Genomic DNA, 18,466 nt, shown 5'->3' with positions numbered 1-18,466 from the left:
ATTTATGACTATATTTCTTATTAAATCTTTTTTAACGAATCGCCTTCATTTAAACCACCAAAGCCCATTGTAACCACTTGGTCGCCAGCTTTTATTCCGCTTAAAATTTCTGCATTACCATCATAAACATTCCCTACTTTAATCACTGCTCTTTTAGCTTTCCCACCTTCAGAAATATAAACGTAATCGCCTTTTTCTGATTTTTGGATAGCTTTAATTGGAACTGTTAAAGCATTTTCTTTTTTATAATCAACAATTTTTAAAATGGCCAACATATTAGGTTGGAAAGATTTCTTACTTGGTAAATTAACTTCAATGTTAAAACTTCTAGAAGCAGGATCAATAGTTTTAGAAGCAAAAGAAAGTTTAGTTTTTAAAGAGTCGTTAGTATTTGGAAATAGAACCAATACTTCATCGCCTTTATCAATTCTCCCTGCATAAGTTTCAGAAACCATAGCTTTCGCTTTCAAATTGCTAGCATTTATTACTCTAATTCCAGGTATACCTGGCTGTACCGCTTGCCCAACCTTATAATCCATTTGATCTATAGTTCCAGAAATTGGCGATTTAATTTTATACATATCTGCTTGTTGCTTAACAACAGCCATTTGCTTTTCTAGTCCTTCTTTCTGAGATTTTGCGTTTAGATATTGAACCTCTGTACCAATTTTTTGATCCCACAAGTTTTTCTGTCTTTTAAAAAGATTAGTTGCAAGGTCTAATTGAGTTTGTATTTGGGCTACATTTTGGCGCAATACGGCATCATCAATTTGTGCTAATACTTGTCCTTTTGATACACTTTGACCTATAGAAACGTAAACTCTGGTTATAACCCCAGCAGCTTCGGCATTTACTTGTACATTTTCTTCCGCATCAACCTTACCCTGTATTTCTACATAGTTTTTAAAAGTTGAAGCTTTTACTTCATAAATAGAAACATCTTTGGTGATGAATTCTTCTTTAGCACCTATTTCGCTTTCTAATTTTGATATTTTAGAACTTAATTCAGCTTGTTCTTTTTTTAATTGAGCTAACTGTTCTTGTTTATTTTCCGGATTATTGCTACAAGCTGCTAAAAACAAAACAAGCGAAGCGATTAATAATTTTTTCATGATTTTATATTTGATAAGGTTTGCTTTTAATTAATTTTTCCTGTTGCTCTTTCAGTATCTACTTTACTTATTAAAGCATTATATAAAGCATTTATATAATTGTTTTCTGCTTCTTTTAATGATGTTTGCGCTTGTGTAACTTCTATAGACGAACCTACACCTTGCTCATATTTAATTTTAGAAACACGCAAAACCTCGTTTGCTAAGTCTAAGTTTCTTTGTTGGTTATCTAAAGAGTTAATGCTATTGGTATAAGTTGTAATGCTGTTTTTAATATCCAAATTCAAAGAGTTTTTGGTATTGAACAAATCATTTTTTGATTTTAAAACAGTGTATTCTGCTTGTCTTACCCTCTGTATTTTTTGAAATCCACTAAAAATTGGTACGTTCAATTGTAAACCAACAACTACAGTAGGGAAACTTTGATCATATAAATTAGAAAATTTATCATTTTGATATTGATAAGAGCCATTACCAAAAGCAGATAAACTTGGCAAAAACTGGGCTTTATATCTTTTTAAATCTAATTGATTTAGCTTAAGCTGAGTTTCTGATAACGCATACTCAACTCTATTTGCATAAGCTGTGCTATCTGTAGCAATATTTGTTTTATCTAATTTGACTTCTTCTATAGATCCATTTAAGGTTAAAGTTTTTTCAATTGGCATTCCCATCTGAAACTTTAACATGGTTATCCCTAACTCTAAAGAGCGCAATACATTCTCTTTTTCTGTTGTTAAATTATTATACAAAACCCTCAATCTATCTGCGTCAATCTTTTCGGCAAAGCCGTTATCAAATAAAGCTTGTGTTTGATCTAATTGCCCTTTCAATTGGGCAATGTTTGCGTCTAATAATTCTACTTGTTTATTACTTACTAATACCATGTAAAATGCCTTTGTAACAGCAACGTTGGTTTCAATTTTTGATCTGGTAAAAGCCCTTTGAGATAGTTCTTTAAATGTTTTAGATGCTTGCAATCCTACTATATAGCTACCATCAAATAATAATTGATTAATGGATGCTCCTACACTAGAATTGTACTTTACACCAAACTTAACAGGTATAAATGTACCTGGTTGGTTAAAAAACTCACCTGGTAAAAGAGAAGTAGGCACTTTTAAAAAGTCCCTAAAATCTGCAGTTCCATTTATTTGTGGTAAGCCAATTCCTATTGTTTCTTTTACCTTGGCATCTGCAATTTTTTGATCTAAAGCAGCATTTAATAAGGCTGTTTGATGCCCGTAAGCATATTCTATAGACTGTTCTAAGTTAAAATTATAAGTTTTTGCACTATCTGTTTGTGCCCATAAACTTCCAATTGTTAAACTTAAAAAAGCTGTTATCAGCATTGTTTTAGTTTTCATTATATGGTTTGTTTGACTTTGTTTGTATAATTATTTATTAAAATGTGGCCGCTTAAAGTACAAATCCCGAATAGGAAATGAATAGATAGCTCTTGTATAACTTCATATAGGCTATGCTTGCCACTTCTAATTAAATCAGATTCAAAAATCCAGTTAATCTGCGCTACTCTAGCTTGTGATAAAATTTCAGTATTAATATCTTCCCTAAAAACATTTTCCTTTATTCCTCTATCCAAGCAAATTTTTACATGCTCATAAATGTGGGTTTGATGAAAATCCATCATAATTTTATAGGCTTTATTATGATATTTCTCTAAATCGTAAAATATAACAGGATTGATATTTGATAGCATTTCCTTTAAGAAATCCATCATTAAAAAAATTTCCTGTACTGCATTTTCTGATTGAATGGTTCTTTCTTCCATACTACATTCATCATGTTGCATCATTTTAATAATCAATTTGGTAACTAATTCATCCTTATCTTTAAAATTAGCATAAATAGTTTTTTTAGACATGCCCAATTGCTTGGCAATATCATCCATTGTAATACTTCTTGTACCATATTTCATAAAAAGCTTCTCTGCTTCTTCTAAAATATATTCTTCCACGTTGTCCATATCTAAAATCGATTGCAAAACTAAGGAAACTTTAGTCATTTCCAAAGTTTCCAAAATAATTTTATGTTAATTTTAGGTTAATACATTTTTCTGACATTTTGTAAACAATGATGGAAAAAGAAATTTGATTACGCTAACCCACTCATTTTTGTATTTTTGCAGCAAAACAAAAAAAATGGATTATTCTAGTTTAAATGCCATCTCTCCAATTGATGGTAGATATCATAAACAAACCGAAAATTTACGTCCTTATTTTTCTGAAGCGGCCCTAATAAAATTTAGGGTTTTTGTAGAAATGGAATATTTTTTAGCATTATGTGAATTGCCCATTCCGGCTTTAAAAAGTTTAAACACCTATAATCTAGATGCGATAAAATCTCAAATCATCAATATGAACGATGATGACGTAATGAAAGTTAAAGAGATTGAAAAAACCACCAATCATGATGTGAAAGCTGTTGAATATTTTATTAAAGATAAATTTGACCAATTAAAACTTTCTCAATACAAAGAATATATACATTTTGGATTAACCTCTCAAGACATTAATAATACCGCCATTCCTTATTCTTTTAAGGCAGGGATGATGGTTGTTTATTATCCTCAATTACAGGAATTGATTAATATATTAAAAGATTTAGCCAAAGAATGGGAACATATTTCTATGTTAGCTCATACTCATGGTCAACCAGCGTCTCCTACCAGGTTAGGAAAAGAAATTATGGTTTTTGTAGAGCGGATAGAAAATCAACTAGAATTGTTAAAAGTTATCCCTTACGGCGCTAAATTTGGTGGTGCGACTGGTAATTTTAATGCGCATCATGTTGCATTTCCTCTAATCAATTGGAAAAAATTTGGTAATGATTTTGTAAATAATAAGTTGAAATTAAAACGCTTACAAAATACAACTCAGATAGAGCATTATGATTATTTAGCCGCTCAGTTTGACGGTATTAAACGTATCAATACTATCATTCTTGATTTAAATAGAGATTTTTGGACATATATTTCCATGAATTATTTTAAACAAAAAATTAAGGAAGGTGAGGTTGGTTCATCTGCAATGCCTCATAAAGTTAATCCTATTGATTTTGAAAATTCTGAAGGTAATATAGGAATTGCAAATGCTCTTTTAGAACATTTATCGGCAAAATTACCTGTAAGTAGATTACAAAGAGATTTAACTGATTCTACAGTTTTGAGGAATATTGGTGTTCCACTAGCTCATACTTTAATTGCAATGAAATCTACTGTTAAAGGGCTAAACAAATTATTGCTTAATCAAAAAGAGATTCAAAAAGACTTAGAAAACAATTGGGCGGTAGTTGCGGAGGCAATCCAAACAATTTTAAGAAGAGAAAATTATCCTAACCCTTATGAAGCTTTAAAAGATTTAACGCGTACTAATACAGAAATTAATGGCAACACTATGGCGCAATTTATTGATGGTTTAAAAATAAGCGACATTCTAAAGACAGAATTAAAAGCGATTAATCCTTCTAATTATACAGGAATTTAAAAGTCATGTTGAGGTAAAAACAAAACCACTAAGCCTACCTTAGTTTATTGATGATTACTTTTACAAAAAATAATTAAGGATATGAACATTACAGTATATACAGAATCTACCCCAAACCCGTCAACAATGAAGTTTATTGTAAACAAATTGTTGATAAACGGAAGTGTGGATTTTCCTACTAAAGCTAGTGCAGAGCATTCTAAATTTGCAACAGAATTATATAAATTCAATTTTGTTAATGGAGTTTTTTTTGCTAGTAACTTTGTTACTGTTACCAAAACAGAAGATGCAACTTGGGCAGATATAGAACCTATATTAAAAGAATTTGTTAAGGGAGCACTTGAGTCAGAATATGCTGTTCAAGAAAATGTGGAAGAAGAAAATTTGAATTTCACAGGTACAGAAACTGAAATTAAAATTCAGCAAATATTAAATGACTATGTTAGGCCAGCTGTAGAGCAAGATGGTGGAGCAATTAGTTACCGATCTTTTGCAGATGGGATTGTTACAGTAGAATTGAGAGGTTCTTGTAGTGGTTGTCCTTCTTCTACCATCACTTTAAAATCAGGAATTCAAAGCTTATTACAAAGAATGGTTCCCGAAGTTAAAGAAGTAGTTTCTGAGGCATTATAAATTTAAAAAGAATAAAGAAAGTCTTGAGAATTCAAGACTTTCTTATTAAACAAAACTTTTAACGCTTCTTATCTCTTCGTAAAGTTCAATAACTTTTTTCTGTAATTCTATAACTTCCACATCTTTTTCATGGAGTTTAATTGTCAACATTTCTAAATCAGAAGCATTTTTAATCTCTTGTTCAGGATCATTATAAGTTAATAATTGAACAACACTCAGATTAAATAAAGCAGAAATTTGCTCTAATCTTGATATATTAATATCTGTAATACCAGTTTCAATTTTTGAGAATGCTGGTATAGAAATATCTAGTTGCTTTGCTACATCTTCTTGGCTCCATCCTTTTTGATGTCTTAATAGCCTAATTTTTTTTCCTAAAAATTTCATCTCTTAACTTTTTAATAGTTTAAATATTCACAAGTTAATGTGTTAAAAATCAAAAAATAAATTAAATTTTTAGTATTGATTTAGCTAATGAAATTAAATCAATGCCTCCAAAAGTACCTGAACTCATCATCAATAAATTTGTATTTTTCATAGACAATGATTCTAAGTAAGTTTTTATTTTTTCTGATTGATTAAAAAACATTAATTTATCGGTACAAAATCCTTCAATAATTTTTTCCTTAGAGAAGGATTTTAAACTTTTTTGTAATAAAGTTTTCTCATCAATAAATACAATAGCAATATCTGCGCCATTCATTGTATTTTTATATTCACTTAAAAAGTCTTCATTTAAACTACTAAACGTATGTAATTCTATACAGGCAATTAAATTTCTATTTGGGTATTGCTCTTTAACTGCGTTTATTGTGGCTTGTAATTTTGAGGGAGAGTGCGCAAAATCCTTAAAAACTGCCGAATTATTGGTTTCTACTAGTAATTCTAAACGTTTTGCTGCCCCTTTGAAAGATGCTATTGCTTGATAAAAATCTTCACTACTTACATCAATTTTATTACAAACTAATCTTGCAGCATTCAAATTCATTAAGTTGTGTTTTCCAAAAACGTTAATTTTATATTCTTTAGGAACATTTTTTAAATAAGTCTTTCCATCTTCAATTCTATAATCAGGAGTTTGATAAGGAATTATTTCCAATTGATTTTTTATATCATGATCTTCAACCAGATTTTTCAAACTTTCATCTTCTTCACAATAAATCAAAGTTCCGTTGGGTTCAATAGTATCTATAAACAAACTAAATTGCTCTTTATAATTTTCAAAAGTTGGGAAAACATTAATATGATCCCAGGCAACACCGCTTATCACACCAATATTTGCTTTATATAAATGAAATTTAGGGCGTCTATCAATCGGCGAAGCCAAATATTCATCTCCTTCAATTACAATTATAGGTGCGTCCGATAGTTTAACCATAGTGTCAAAACCAGCAATCTGTGCACCAACCAAATAATCGAAATCCTTTTTATAATAATTTAAAACGTGAAGTATCATAGAAGTTATAGTGGTTTTCCCATGACTGCCTCCTATAACAATTCTAATCTTATCCTTTGATTGTTCGTAAATATATTCTGGGTAAGAATATACCTTTAACCCTAATTCTTGCGCCCTCAACAATTCAGGATTGTCAATCTTAGCATGCATACCTAAAATAATAGCATCAATTTCTTGGGTGATATTCTCTGGATGCCAACCCTCTTGTTTTGGTAATATTCCTTGATTTTTTAAACGAGTTTTTGATGGCTCGTAAACCACATCATCAGACCCAGTGATCTCAAAACCTTTTAAATGCAATGCAATTGCTAAGTTGTGCATAGCTGCACCGCCAATAGCTATAAAATGTACCCTCAATATTTTTTATTTAATAAATTTTGCCGCCACCCATAAATCTGTTTTTTTATGGCTAATGTATTTTAAATCAAACTTTGCTGCTTCTGTTTCAATAATATCTAAATCAGGTTCTTCATAAAAACCGCTAAAAAAAATCTCTCCATCAGTTTTCAAAACTTCCGCATAGCTTTCCATTTGGTCAACCAAAATATTTCTATTGATATTTGCCAAAATCACGTCATAAATTTCATCAGGAATTGCTTCTTTAGACCCGCATAAAGCTTTTATGTTTTTGATATTATTAATAGCAGAATTTTCTAAGGTGCTATCGTAACAAACATCATCATTATCAATTGCAACCAATTTTTTTGCGCCTAATTTACTAGATAAAATTCCCAAAATCCCAGTTCCACAACCCATATCTAACACAGTTTTGTCTTTTAAATCTGTTTCCAGAAGATATTCCATAATCATTGCGGTTGTTTGATGATGCCCTGTACCAAAAGCCATCTTAGGATCAATTATAATTTCATACTTAAAATCAGGTTTTGGCTGATGAAAATTTGCCCTCACATAAACTTGATCTTTAATTTGTATAGGCTCAAAATTGCTTTCCCAAACCTCATTCCAGTTTTTTTGAGGTATCAGATTAATCTCATAAGAAAAAGAAAATTGTTCGTGAAATGGTTTTAATACTTTGGTAATCTGTCCTTCATCTAATTTATCAGAACCTATGTAAGCCTTAAAACCGAAATCTGTCTCCTCAAAAGTATCAAACCCAATTTCTCCTAAAGCAGCAATTAATAAATCTTGATGATAATCCTGATCAGAAATGATTGTGAAAACTAATTCTTTATAATTCATAGCTAAGATTACTTAGTATATTAAAATAATAGGTAGGCCTTGTTTTTATTATTTTGGGCATTTTATCCGCCAGCTGGCGGATTCCGTTATATCTTTTTTTTAAATAAAAAAAGGATGCCACTTCAATCGTTAATGCACCTGTAATGGGTGAAATTTAAGAAGTATAATTATCTATAAATCGAAAACGAATTTTGACAATCCGAAAATTTATTTACTGTTGAAGGCTTTTGCTATATCTACAAAATCTCTTGATTTTAATGATGCACCTCCTATTAAACCACCATCAATATCTGCTTGAGAAAATAATTCATCAGCATTTTTAGGATTGCAACTACCGCCATATAAAATTGTTGTTTCATCTGCTACACTTTGACCGTATTTTGCGGCAATTTCCTTTCTTATAAAAGCATGTATTTCTTGTGCTTGAGCTGATGAGGCTGTTACTCCTGTACCTATTGCCCAAACTGGCTCATATGCAATCACTAATTTCGAAAACTCATCAGGAGATAAATGAAAAGTTCCTTCTGCTAACTGTGATTTTACAATATTAAAATATTCACCGCTTTCTCTTTCAGATAAAGTTTCTCCTATACAGAAAATTGGCTTTAATCCATGCTTTAAAGCTATGTCAGTTTTTTTAGCTAATAATGCATTATCCTCTCCAAAATATTGTCTTCTTTCAGAATGGCCCAAAATCACATATTCTACATTAATAGATTTTAACATTACAGCAGAAATCTCACCTGTATAAGCTCCAGATTCCTCTTGATGCGAATTTTGTGCACCAACACTTACTTTATCATATCCTTTCTTTAAGCCAAATAAACTATTTAAATGTATAAATGGAGCACAAACAACCACTTGTTGATTTCCAATTATTTCATCATTTACCATATTAATCACTTCAGAAAACAAAGATACGCCTTCGTTAAAATCCTTATTCATTTTCCAGTTTCCTGCAACAATTTTCTTTCTCATAATCTTATTCTTAAAATCTTCTATGTTTATTAGTTTGGTCAAATATTTCTGACAATATATCTTTTTCTATGTCATCAAAAACTTTATTTCTTCTTTCAAAAACTTTTTGTGTAGTGTCAAACATTTTATTTAAAGCATAAACTTCTAAACCTTGTGTGCCTCCCCAAGAAAAATCAGGAATAAAATTTCTAGGAAAACCAGCTCCAAAAACATTAGCGCCAACTCCAACTACAGTTCCTGTATTAAACATGGTATTAATTGCACATTTAGCATGATCTCCCATAATTAATCCACAAAATTGTAATCCTGTCTTCCTGAATCTTTCTGATTTATAATCCCAAAGTTTAACCTCGGCATAGTTATTCTTTAAATTAGAATTGTTAGAATCAGCGCCAAAATTGCACCATTCTCCCACAACTGCATTACCTAAATAACCATCATGCCCTTTTGCAGAGTTGCCCCACATCACAGCGTTATTAATTTCACCGCCAACTCTACAGTTTGGACCTATAGTAGTTGCTCCATATATTTTTGCTCCCATTTTCACTTGGGCATCATTACAAAGAGCAAAAGCTCCTCTAATATGTGAACCTTCCCATACTTGAGCATTTTTGCCTAAATAAATAGGTCCATATTTTGTATTGAAAGTACAGCACTCTGCTTCTACGCCTTCCTCAACAAAAATATCATTACCTATTACAGTATTTGTTGCACTTAATTTTTGAGAGACTCTGCCCTTGGTTATTAAATCAAAATCAGCTCTTAATTCAAAATCATTTAATTTAAAAATATCTTCTGGAAAGTTAATTTTAGTAAAATCTCCATTAAATTTAACTTGATGATAACTTACAGGATTTTCAAAATCGAAAGTCTTTTGATTGGTTTTTGCAGCTATAAAAAGATCCTCTTTAACTAATATCTCATTATCCTTAAGTTGTGTAATAGCATTCAATAAATCCAGATTTGGGCAAATGCTACCATTAACAAATAATTGCTGCTCACTATTTTTCAAAGGGAATTTTTTTTGTAGGTATTTTTCCGTTTGATAGGCAGGTTCTGCATTAAAATGATGCTGCCATTTCTCTGATATTTTTAAAATTCCGATGCGTAAATCGGCAGTTGGGCGGGTAAATGTTAAGGGATATAAAGTTTCCCTGCTTTTATCATCAAAAAAAATGATTATCATAGTGCAAAAAAACAAAAAAAGTCCCGACTATTAAGACGGGACTTCAAAATATTTTCAATTCTGTTAAGATTATTTCTTAGCGTAACGAGTTTTGAATTTATCAATACGTCCTGCAGTATCAACCAATTTCATTTTACCAGTGTAAAATGGATGAGAAGTATGAGAAATCTCTAATTTAACAAGTGGATACTCGTTACCATCTTCCCATTTAACAGTTTCATTAGTATTGATGCAAGATTTAGTCATGAAAGCATAATCGTTAGACATATCTTTAAAAACAACTAATCTATAATTTGATGGGTGCAATTCTTTTTTCATTATTATGATCTTTCTTCCCTAATTTTTAGAGGTGCAAATGTATATAAAAAAATATTGATTACAAAAGTTTTAAGTAATTAGTTACTAGTGTCAGTTATTATCTGATTTATAACTTCATCTAGTTGATTTGCTGATTTTTCTAATAGACTCAAATATTCTTTATTAAATTTATAATTATCCAATTTTATCAAATCTATCATTCCCAAAACTGATGTTAAAGGTCCTCTAAGATGGTGCGAGTGTACCCACGCAACTTGTGCTAATGTTTTGTTTTTCTTTACGGATAAGCTTAATTGTCTGTTTAACTCTAAAATATGATCTACTTGAGCAGCTAAAATTTTTAAATAACCTTTATCCTCTGCAGAAAATTGGTTAGGCTTAATATCATAAACACATAAGGTTCCAATTTTATAGCCATCGTTAGAGTTTAAATTTGCGCTGGCATAAAATCTAATATTAAAATCTCCGGTTACAGAAGGCAAATTTTTAAAGCGAATATCTTTTGTGGCATCTTCTACTACAATAATGTCATCAATTTCTAAAGCATGAGTACAAAAGGAAGTAGCCCTTTGCATCCTTTCTAAATTGATTCCTTCTCCTGCTAAAATAATCTGCTCGTCTTTATCCATCAAAGTAACTAATGCGATTGGCTTTTTTGTTATCACAGCAGCTAGTTTAGCTATTTGCCCAACTTCCTTTTTAACATCAAACATCAAATATTTGCTTACAGCTTTCAGCCGCTCTAACTCTTTGTTATCACTCATTTTAATTAAATAATTTCTTGACAGATTTCTATTAAAACTCCGTTTGTTGATTTAGGATGAACAAAGCAAATTAGCTTATTATCGGCACCTAATTTAGGAGTTTCATTTATCATTTTAAAACCCTCAGATTTCAAACGTTCTATTTCTTTATAAATATCATCAACTTCAAATGCAATATGATGCAACCCTTCTCCTTTTTTATCTAAAAACTTAGCAATTGCACTATCTTCATTAGTTGCTTGTAGTAGCTCTATTTTAGAATTGCCTATCTTAAAAAACTCTGTAATAACATTTTCTGAACTAACTTCTTCTTTTTTATAACTCCTAACACCCAGAATTTTTTCATAAATTATTGAAGATTCATTCAGATTTTTTACTGCAATACCTATATGCTCAATCTTATTTACCATACCCAAAATTGCATTTTAATGACGGTTAAACCTATACTTATGTAGACATAATCTATTACTGCTCCAAAACTTTTTTAGTATCTTTGTTGTATTAATTAAAACAATTCTAAATAAGATGTTGAAAACACCAATATACTTAGATAACAATGCAACTACACCAATGGATCCACGGGTATTAGAAGCTATGTTACCTTATTTTACTGAAAAATTTGGAAATGCAGCTAGCCGAAATCATCCTTTTGGTTGGGTTGCAGAAGAAGGTGTGGATTACGCTCGTGAACAAGTTGCTAAATTAATAGGTGCTACTGAAAAAGAGATTATTTTCACTTCTGGAGCAACAGAATCTGATAATCTAGCTATAAAGGGTGTTTATGAAATGTATAAAGACAAAGGTAATCACATCATTACCTTAACTACAGAGCATAAAGCTGTTTTAGATGCTTGTAAACATTTAGAGAAGTTAGGTGCAAACATTACTTATTTGGATGTTGAGTCTGATGGTTTAGTTGATTTAAATAAATTAGAGGCAGCCATGACGGATCAAACCATTTTGGTTGCCATTATGTATGCAAATAATGAAATTGGTGTTATACAGCCAGTTAAAGAAATTTCTGCAATTGCACATAAATATGGTGCTTTATACTTTACCGATGCCGTACAAGCTGTTGGAAAAATCCCAGTAGATGTTATTGCAGATGGAATTGATTTATTAGCACTTTCTGCGCATAAAATGTATGGACCAAAAGGTGTAGGCGCATTATATGTAAGAAGAAAAAATCCAAGGGTTAAAGTTACTTCTCAAATGGATGGCGGTGGTCATGAGCGTGGAATGCGTTCAGGAACGCTAAATGTTCCAGGTATTGTTGGTTTAGGTAAAGCTTGTGAGCTTTGTTATAATGAAATGGCAGAAGAAGCGGTAAGATTATCTGCTTTACGCGATAAATTAGAAAGTAGCTTAACCGTTTTAGAGGAATCTTACGTTAATGGTAATGCAAACCATCGTTTACCACATACTGCAAATATTTCTTTCAAATATGTTGAGGGTGAAGGCTTAATGATGGCTATGAAAGATATGGCAGTTTCTTCTGGCTCTGCTTGTACTTCTGCTTCATTAGAACCTTCTTATGTATTAAAAAGCCTAGGTTTGTCTGATGATTTAGCTCATTCATCTATCCGTTTTGGATTAGGAAGATTTAGCACAGAAGAAGAAGTAGATTTTGCAATTGAGAATACTATGAAAGCTGTAAATCATTTAAGAGAACTTTCTCCACTTTGGGAGATGTTTAAGGAAGGCATAGATCTTGATTCTATTGAGTGGGCAGAACATTAGCCCCATAATCCCCTGAAGGGGAAACCAACTTACAAGTTGTTTTTTACAACGTAAATAAATTCTCCATAATGGAGGTTAAAATAAAATTAAAACTAAAATAGTTCTCCCTTTAGGGAGACAAAAGGACAAAATTATGGCATATTCAGATAAAGTAATTGATCATTATAGTAATCCAAGAAACGTTGGAACGCTAGATAAATCTAAAAAAAGTGTAGGTACTGGTTTAGTAGGTGCACCAGAATGTGGAGACGTAATGCGTTTACAAATTGAAGTTGATGAAAATCACATGATAACAGATGCAAAGTTTAAAACCTTTGGTTGTGGTTCTGCAATTGCTTCTTCATCTTTAGCTACAGAATGGTTAAAAGGCAAATCTATTGATGATGCATTAACTATCGATAACATGGATATTGTAGAAGAATTGGCTTTACCACCAGTTAAAATTCACTGTTCAGTGTTAGCAGAAGATGCTATAAAATCTGCAATTAACGATTACCGTGTTAAAAACGGAATGGAAGCTATTGAGTTAGAGAAATCGCATCATTAATTGTATTGCGATGTAAGTATTGAGTATTGCGACTTTGGAAATTACTCAATACACTATACGCAAATCTCAATACTTTAAAACTATGGTTACAATAACAGATAAAGCAAAAAGCAAAATAGAAGAGTTAATGACAGGTTCGGGGTTAGATGAATCTTATTTCCTTCGTGTTTCTGTTAAGGGAGGTGGATGTTCTGGATTGTCTTACAATATGGATTTTGATAATGAAACCCAAAAAGGTGATCAAGATTTTGAAGATAAAGGATTAAAAATTGTTTTAGACATGAAATCATTCCTTTATTTAGCAGGAACAGAATTAGATTTTTCTGACGGATTAAATGGTAAAGGTTTTAATTTTATCAATCCTAATGCATCACGTACTTGTGGTTGCGGAGAAAGTTTCTCTGTTTAATAAAAACAAAAATATATCAGAAAGGGTATCTTTAATTAGATACCCTTTTTTGCGTTTTAGGCTTAAATAGTTTATAATTGTGAGCTAAGACCAATATAAATTCTTACGTTATTATAGAATGAGTTTAATAAACGAACATACTACCGTTCCGCAATTATTACGAAACGTTATTAAACATGTACATCCCGAAACGGATACTTTTTTGATTAGAAAGGTAAAAGAACAATGGGAAGAAATTTCTTATAAAGATACTTTAGCTAAAGCCGATGCTATTTCATCCTATTTTTTAGAAATTGGAATTAAAAAAGGTGATAGGTTAGCTTTTATAATAGAAAATTCTGTTGAATATGTTTATTACGATCAAGCATTACAACAAATTGGAGGAATTAATACTTCCATCTACCCTACCCTTTCTGAAGCTGAAATAGAATATATTTTAAATGATTCTGGTGCGAAAACTATTTTAGTTGGTAGTCCTTTTTTATTAAAAAAGATCATAAAAATTGCTAATTGCTGTGAAGAATTAATTCGCATCATTCCAGTATTTGAAGATTTTGAAAAAATTACTGAAAAAACCGCATTAAATGCTGGTATCGTTAGTTTGAACAGCGTTATTAAAGAAGGGAATTTGAAATTACCAAGCTTTATCAATGAGATTAATCAAATAAGAAGTCAAGTTCTACCTTCCGATATATCTGCACTCATTTATACTTCAGGAACTACAGGCGTTCCAAAAGGTGTAATGTTAACTCATTCTAACTTTGTAGAGAATGTTAAAGTTTGTCTTGAGCAAATACCAGTAATTGACCAAAACGATACTTTTCTTTCATTTTTGCCATTATCTCATGTTTTTGAACGCACCGCAACTTATCATGTTTGTTGTACTAAAGGCTGTAAAATAGCTTTTGCACAAAGTTTAGAATTGTTGGCGAAAAATATGGGAGAAGTGAGACCAACTGTAATGTCTTGTGTACCCAGATTATTAGAAAAAATTCATGACAAAGCTATTAAAGGCGGAACTGCGGCTGGAGGAACTAAAGCCAAAATATTTTTATGGGCATTAGAGATTGGACAAAAGCATCGAGAAATAAAAGAAGCCGGCAAAAATCCTTCATTTATATTAAATGCCCAACATGCAATTGCAGAGAAATTAGTTTTTAGTAAAATAAAAGAAAAAACTGGTGGCAGACTAAAATTCATGATTTCTGGCGGTGCAGCTTTACCAAAAAATGTGGGTGAATTCTTCGGCAACTTAGGAATCAAAATTTTAGAAGGTTTTGGTTTAACAGAAACTTCTCCGGTAATGGCTGTAACAGAATACCATCGACAAGTTTATGGAACCGTTGGAAGGGTTATACCAGGAATTGAAATTGGGATACAAGATGTGGAGACTAAAAAGTTTGTTTCCATACAAACTCATGAAACATTTAATCCTAATTTTACTTGTGATGAAGGTGAAATTTGCGTTCGTGGACATTGTGTAATGAAAGGATATTGGAACAAACCAGAAGAAACTGCAGAAGTAATAGATAGTGAAGGTTGGTTTCATACTGGCGATGTGGGTCGGTTTTTTAAAGGAAACTTACAAATTACTGATAGGATTAAAAACATGTTGGTAAATGCTTACGGCAAAAATATTTATCCAACACCTGTAGAAAACACCTATTTAAAAAGTCAAAAAATAGAAGCCGTTTTTTTAATTGGAGATAAAAAAGAGTATGTAACAGCAATCGTAACTCCAAATAGAGAAACATTACAAGAAACTTTTGAATTAAAAGATGTGTTTTTTGATTTACCAGATTTGTTTATAGAAGACGAACAAATTCTAGCTTGGATATCTGAAGATATTAAAAAATTCTCTCACGAATTGGCAAAGTTTGAACGCATTAAATCCTTCAAAATAAAACGAAATCCTTTTACTATCGAAGACGGAGAAATGACCCCGACAATGAAACCCAAAAGAAAAGTTATTGAAAAGAAATACGTTTTAGAAATAGAAGAAATGTATATGGGCGCCGTTGAGGCTGATTAGTATTTATCAAAACTGCTTACTAACTATATTTGCTCAAAATCAAGAATCTCTCAATTTAATAAGAATGCGTTAACGATTGAAACGGCATCCTTTTTTTATTTTTATAAAAAAAGATACAGTGAAAAGCGTGTTAAAACGCCCAAATTATTATTTGAATAATAAATCTCTTTTAAATTTATCTTCTTTTATAAAATCTTAAACAAGATATTTGCAGCCAAGATGGATTTGGGCTCATTACAATCAAAAAGATTTTACCTTAAAATATTTTTCTTCCTTTCGGGGATTTTATTCGCTTCCTGGGCTTCAAGAATTCCTACAATTAAAGGGCTTTTATCTTTAAATGATGCTGAATTAGGAAGTCTCTTGTTTATTTTACCAATAGGTTCTTTAGTTGGTTTACCAATTTCTGGTTATCTTATTGCGAAATTTAACAGCAAGGAATTAATTTTAGGATCTTGTATTTTACAAGCTATTGCTCTAACAGGAATCGGCTTTGCACAAAACATTTTTATTTTGGGCATTTTTCTCTTTTTGTTTGCGTTTGCAATGAGGCTAATAAATATTGCGGTAAATACCCAATCTGTTAATCTGCAAAAATTTTATGCTAAACCTATAATTGGAAGCTTTCATGGCATTTGGAGTATGGGAGGTATTGCAGGAGCCGGAATTACCTCTTTGCTATTATCATTAAATATTGATATTTCTTATCACTTCCTTGCTATTACCGCATTTGTATTTATCGGAGCTGCAATTTCTTATCGTAAATTATTGGGAAAAGATAGAGCTGATAAAGGGAACAAACTAATTTTTGGCAAGCCAGACCCATATATAATGCGATTAGGGTTCTTAGGTTTTTTCGCTGCAATTTGCGAGGGAGGTATGTTTGATTGGAGTGGGATTTATTTTAAAGAAGTACTACATACCCCCATATTTACTTATGGATATTTTACTTTCTTGGTTTTTATGGCCTCTTTTCGTTTCGTTTCTGACAAAGTAATAAGCAAAATAGGAATTCCTAACACCTATATTTTAAGTACTTGCTTAATTATTAGTGGTGTTTTATTATCAATAATTTTCCCTTACTTCTGGATTGCATTGATAGGTTTTGCATTAACAGGAATGGGAACAGCCTCAATTTTCCCTATGACTTTAGGCTTAGCAGGCAAGTCAACTAAATATTCTGCAGGAATGGGAATCTCAATTGTTGCAACATATTCTATTGTTGGGATGCTTTTGGGTCCGCCATTAATAGGTTATATTTCTCATCTTTTTAATTTACGTATTGCATTTATACTGTTTGCCCTATCGGGATTAATGTTTATACCAGTATCAAATAGTTTGTTTAAAATTAAATCCTAGTTTAACATCATGGAAGAAAATAAAAAATTACCAATTTTAAATGCAGAGGAAGTAAGGGTTTTAGGTTGTTTGATAGAGAAAAGCAAAACCACTCCAGATTATTATCCAATGACATTAAATGCTTTAACCGCAGCTTGTAATCAAAAAAGTTCAAGGAAACCAGTAGTTGAATATGATGAGCAAACTGTGGTATTAACTTTAGATGTTCTAAAGAAGAAAAGGATTGATTTCTACTGCAACAGGTGGTGGAAGCCGAGTAGTAAAATATAAACACAATTTTGCAATCGTATTTCCATTGGTTCCCTCGCAATTGTCAATCATCTGTTTGCTTTTATTGAGAGGTGCCCAAACTCCAGGCGAAATTAATACAAATTCTGGTCGGTTATATGAGTTTGAATCTTTAGATGAAGTAAATGAAGTTATAGAGCAACTATTAAATCCTGAGCTGCCTTATATTGTTCAGTTACCTAGAAAATCAGGTCAAAAGGAAGCTAGATTTACACATCTTTTAGCTGGTGAACCTTCTATAGAAGATGATGAGGAACCACAAGAGCCCGCTAGAAAATCAGTCTCTGAATTAGAAAATAGAATAGCTATTTTAGAAGAGAACTATACACAGCTTAAAGCTGATTTTGATCAATTGATGAAAGAGTTGATGGGTTAGGAAAGCCGTTTATTAGGTTTTTGCCTATTATCTATAAATGCAAGCAGTTCAATCAAGTTTGAATCATCCTTAACTCTATAAATAACAGATACTTGTTTAATTATTAAGCCATTATAAACATTATTCAATATTTGAGATTTCCTAAAAATAAGAGGATTATATTTTATGGTATTAAGAGTTTTTGACACTCTTTGAGTGAAATGGAAAATTTCTTTTTCATTAAAATGAATTTGTAAATATTCTATTCGATCATTAAAAGTAGTTAAAGCTTTTTTAGTCCAAATTATTTCAAATTCCATTTTTCAAATAATCTTATAGCTTCTTTGTGGGAAATAGTTTGATTGTTATCTGCATCGTTTATGCCTTCTGCTATTTCCTTTTTTTGCTCTTCATTTAATTCATCAAACCAATCTAATGACCTACTATTTAAAAAAGATTGAAGTTCTAAAATTAAAGATTGATCTTTTGTATTTACAATCGTTTCCAACAACTCTAATTTTTCTAATTGAATATTCATAGCGTTAAAATTTTAACTAATTTAATCATTTAAAATCCTCAAAAC

At 31.2% G+C, this 18,466-nt stretch carries 22 protein-coding genes; 9 read left to right on the top strand and 13 right to left on the bottom strand.

Annotation, left to right across the window (positions count from 1 at the left end):
- Nucleotides 1-20: 20 nt before the first annotated feature.
- From A5893_RS07835 to A5893_RS07825, 3 genes are read right to left on the bottom strand one after another with little or no spacing between them, the layout of a single operon-like run.
- A complete protein-coding gene (locus tag A5893_RS07835; RefSeq protein ID WP_068821979.1) occupies nt 21-1,112 on the bottom strand; it encodes an efflux RND transporter periplasmic adaptor subunit in 1,092 nt (363 codons plus the stop codon).
- A gap of 26 nt (nt 1,113-1,138) precedes the next feature.
- Entirely contained in the window at nt 1,139-2,479 is a 1,341-nt protein-coding gene (locus tag A5893_RS07830; RefSeq protein ID WP_068821978.1) for a TolC family protein, read from the bottom strand.
- Nucleotides 2,479-3,138, bottom strand: a complete 660-nt coding sequence (locus A5893_RS07825) for a TetR/AcrR family transcriptional regulator (protein WP_068821977.1) — start codon at nt 3,136-3,138, stop codon at nt 2,479-2,481. The genes A5893_RS07830 and A5893_RS07825 overlap by 1 nt, the downstream gene beginning before the upstream one ends.
- A gap of 136 nt (nt 3,139-3,274) precedes the next feature.
- Here A5893_RS07825 and purB point away from each other — a divergent pair, with 136 nt between their 5' ends.
- Nucleotides 3,275-4,618 (top strand): adenylosuccinate lyase, encoded by a 1,344-nt coding sequence (gene purB / locus A5893_RS07820; protein WP_068821976.1) that lies wholly within the window; start codon nt 3,275-3,277, stop codon nt 4,616-4,618.
- A gap of 81 nt (nt 4,619-4,699) precedes the next feature.
- Nucleotides 4,700-5,251 carry a NifU family protein gene (locus A5893_RS07815; RefSeq protein ID WP_068821975.1) on the top strand — a complete coding sequence of 184 codons (552 nt, stop codon included), beginning with the start codon at nt 4,700-4,702 and terminating at the stop codon, nt 5,249-5,251.
- Nucleotides 5,252-5,296: 45 nt separating this feature from the next.
- On the opposite strand, the gene A5893_RS07810 is transcribed toward A5893_RS07815, so the two are convergent.
- From A5893_RS07810 to mce, 8 genes are all read right to left on the bottom strand, one after another.
- Nucleotides 5,297-5,638, bottom strand: a complete 342-nt coding sequence (locus tag A5893_RS07810; RefSeq protein WP_068821974.1) for a helix-turn-helix domain-containing protein — start codon at nt 5,636-5,638, stop codon at nt 5,297-5,299.
- A gap of 61 nt (nt 5,639-5,699) precedes the next feature.
- The gene (locus A5893_RS07805; protein WP_068821973.1) at nt 5,700-7,064 is read right to left on the bottom strand and encodes a UDP-N-acetylmuramate--L-alanine ligase; all 1,365 of its coding nucleotides are present in this window, start codon (nt 7,062-7,064) and stop codon (nt 5,700-5,702) included.
- Between the two features lie 6 nt (nt 7,065-7,070).
- Nucleotides 7,071-7,907: a 50S ribosomal protein L11 methyltransferase gene (gene prmA / locus A5893_RS07800; RefSeq protein WP_068821972.1), complete on the bottom strand. Its 837-nt coding sequence runs from the start codon at nt 7,905-7,907 to the stop codon at nt 7,071-7,073.
- 207 nt (nt 7,908-8,114) lie between these two features.
- The gene (gene tpiA / locus A5893_RS07795; protein WP_068822120.1) at nt 8,115-8,885 is read right to left on the bottom strand and encodes a triose-phosphate isomerase; all 771 of its coding nucleotides are present in this window, start codon (nt 8,883-8,885) and stop codon (nt 8,115-8,117) included.
- A gap of 10 nt (nt 8,886-8,895) precedes the next feature.
- Nucleotides 8,896-10,071, bottom strand: coding sequence for a GlmU family protein (locus A5893_RS07790; protein WP_068821971.1), 1,176 nt, complete (start codon nt 10,069-10,071; stop codon nt 8,896-8,898).
- A gap of 69 nt (nt 10,072-10,140) precedes the next feature.
- Nucleotides 10,141-10,389: a type B 50S ribosomal protein L31 gene (locus A5893_RS07785; protein WP_068821970.1), complete on the bottom strand. Its 249-nt coding sequence runs from the start codon at nt 10,387-10,389 to the stop codon at nt 10,141-10,143.
- A 77-nt stretch (nt 10,390-10,466) separates the two neighbouring features.
- Nucleotides 10,467-11,153: a GAF domain-containing protein gene (locus tag A5893_RS07780; protein ID WP_068821969.1), complete on the bottom strand. Its 687-nt coding sequence runs from the start codon at nt 11,151-11,153 to the stop codon at nt 10,467-10,469.
- Nucleotides 11,154-11,158: 5 nt separating this feature from the next.
- Nucleotides 11,159-11,563 (bottom strand): methylmalonyl-CoA epimerase, encoded by a 405-nt coding sequence (mce, locus tag A5893_RS07775; RefSeq protein ID WP_068821968.1) that lies wholly within the window; start codon nt 11,561-11,563, stop codon nt 11,159-11,161.
- A 118-nt stretch (nt 11,564-11,681) separates the two neighbouring features.
- On the opposite strand from mce, the gene A5893_RS07770 reads away from it, so the two are divergent.
- The 7 genes from A5893_RS07770 to A5893_RS07745 all read left to right on the top strand — a co-directional run bounded on the left by A5893_RS07770 (nt 11,682) and on the right by A5893_RS07745 (nt 17,904).
- A complete protein-coding gene (locus A5893_RS07770) occupies nt 11,682-12,893 on the top strand; it encodes an IscS subfamily cysteine desulfurase (protein ID WP_068822119.1) in 1,212 nt (403 codons plus the stop codon).
- Between the two features lie 133 nt (nt 12,894-13,026).
- Nucleotides 13,027-13,440, top strand: coding sequence for a Fe-S cluster assembly scaffold IscU (gene iscU / locus A5893_RS07765; protein ID WP_068821967.1), 414 nt, complete (start codon nt 13,027-13,029; stop codon nt 13,438-13,440).
- A gap of 82 nt (nt 13,441-13,522) precedes the next feature.
- Nucleotides 13,523-13,849, top strand: a complete 327-nt coding sequence (locus A5893_RS07760; protein WP_068821966.1) for a HesB/IscA family protein — start codon at nt 13,523-13,525, stop codon at nt 13,847-13,849.
- Nucleotides 13,850-13,967: 118 nt separating this feature from the next.
- A complete protein-coding gene (locus tag A5893_RS07755) occupies nt 13,968-15,881 on the top strand; it encodes an AMP-dependent synthetase/ligase (RefSeq protein ID WP_068821965.1) in 1,914 nt (637 codons plus the stop codon).
- Nucleotides 15,882-16,100: 219 nt separating this feature from the next.
- Nucleotides 16,101-17,240 (top strand): MFS transporter, encoded by a 1,140-nt coding sequence (locus A5893_RS07750; protein ID WP_068821964.1) that lies wholly within the window; start codon nt 16,101-16,103, stop codon nt 17,238-17,240.
- A 9-nt stretch (nt 17,241-17,249) separates the two neighbouring features.
- Nucleotides 17,250-17,510, top strand: coding sequence for a DUF480 domain-containing protein (locus A5893_RS18245; RefSeq protein ID WP_317040586.1), 261 nt, complete (start codon nt 17,250-17,252; stop codon nt 17,508-17,510).
- Complete coding sequence (locus A5893_RS07745; RefSeq protein WP_317040585.1) at nt 17,464-17,904, top strand: DUF480 domain-containing protein; 441 nt, start codon at nt 17,464-17,466, stop codon at nt 17,902-17,904. Before A5893_RS18245 ends, A5893_RS07745 begins: the two co-directional genes overlap by 47 nt.
- Here A5893_RS07745 and A5893_RS07740 read toward each other — a convergent pair.
- Nucleotides 17,901-18,203 (bottom strand): type II toxin-antitoxin system RelE/ParE family toxin, encoded by a 303-nt coding sequence (locus tag A5893_RS07740; RefSeq protein ID WP_068821963.1) that lies wholly within the window; start codon nt 18,201-18,203, stop codon nt 17,901-17,903. The genes A5893_RS07745 and A5893_RS07740 overlap by 4 nt on opposite strands.
- Nucleotides 18,188-18,421 carry a hypothetical protein gene (locus A5893_RS07735; RefSeq protein ID WP_068821962.1) on the bottom strand — a complete coding sequence of 78 codons (234 nt, stop codon included), beginning with the start codon at nt 18,419-18,421 and terminating at the stop codon, nt 18,188-18,190. Before A5893_RS07735 ends, A5893_RS07740 begins: the two co-directional genes overlap by 16 nt.
- Nucleotides 18,422-18,466 lie beyond the last annotated feature (45 nt).

It is taken from the genome of Pedobacter psychrophilus (assembly GCF_001652725.1).
GTDB classification, from domain to species: domain Bacteria; phylum Bacteroidota; class Bacteroidia; order Sphingobacteriales; family Sphingobacteriaceae; genus Pseudopedobacter; species Pseudopedobacter psychrophilus.
Note: the sequence above shows the minus strand (reverse complement) of the source record. Positions and strands in the feature narration are given on the sequence as shown.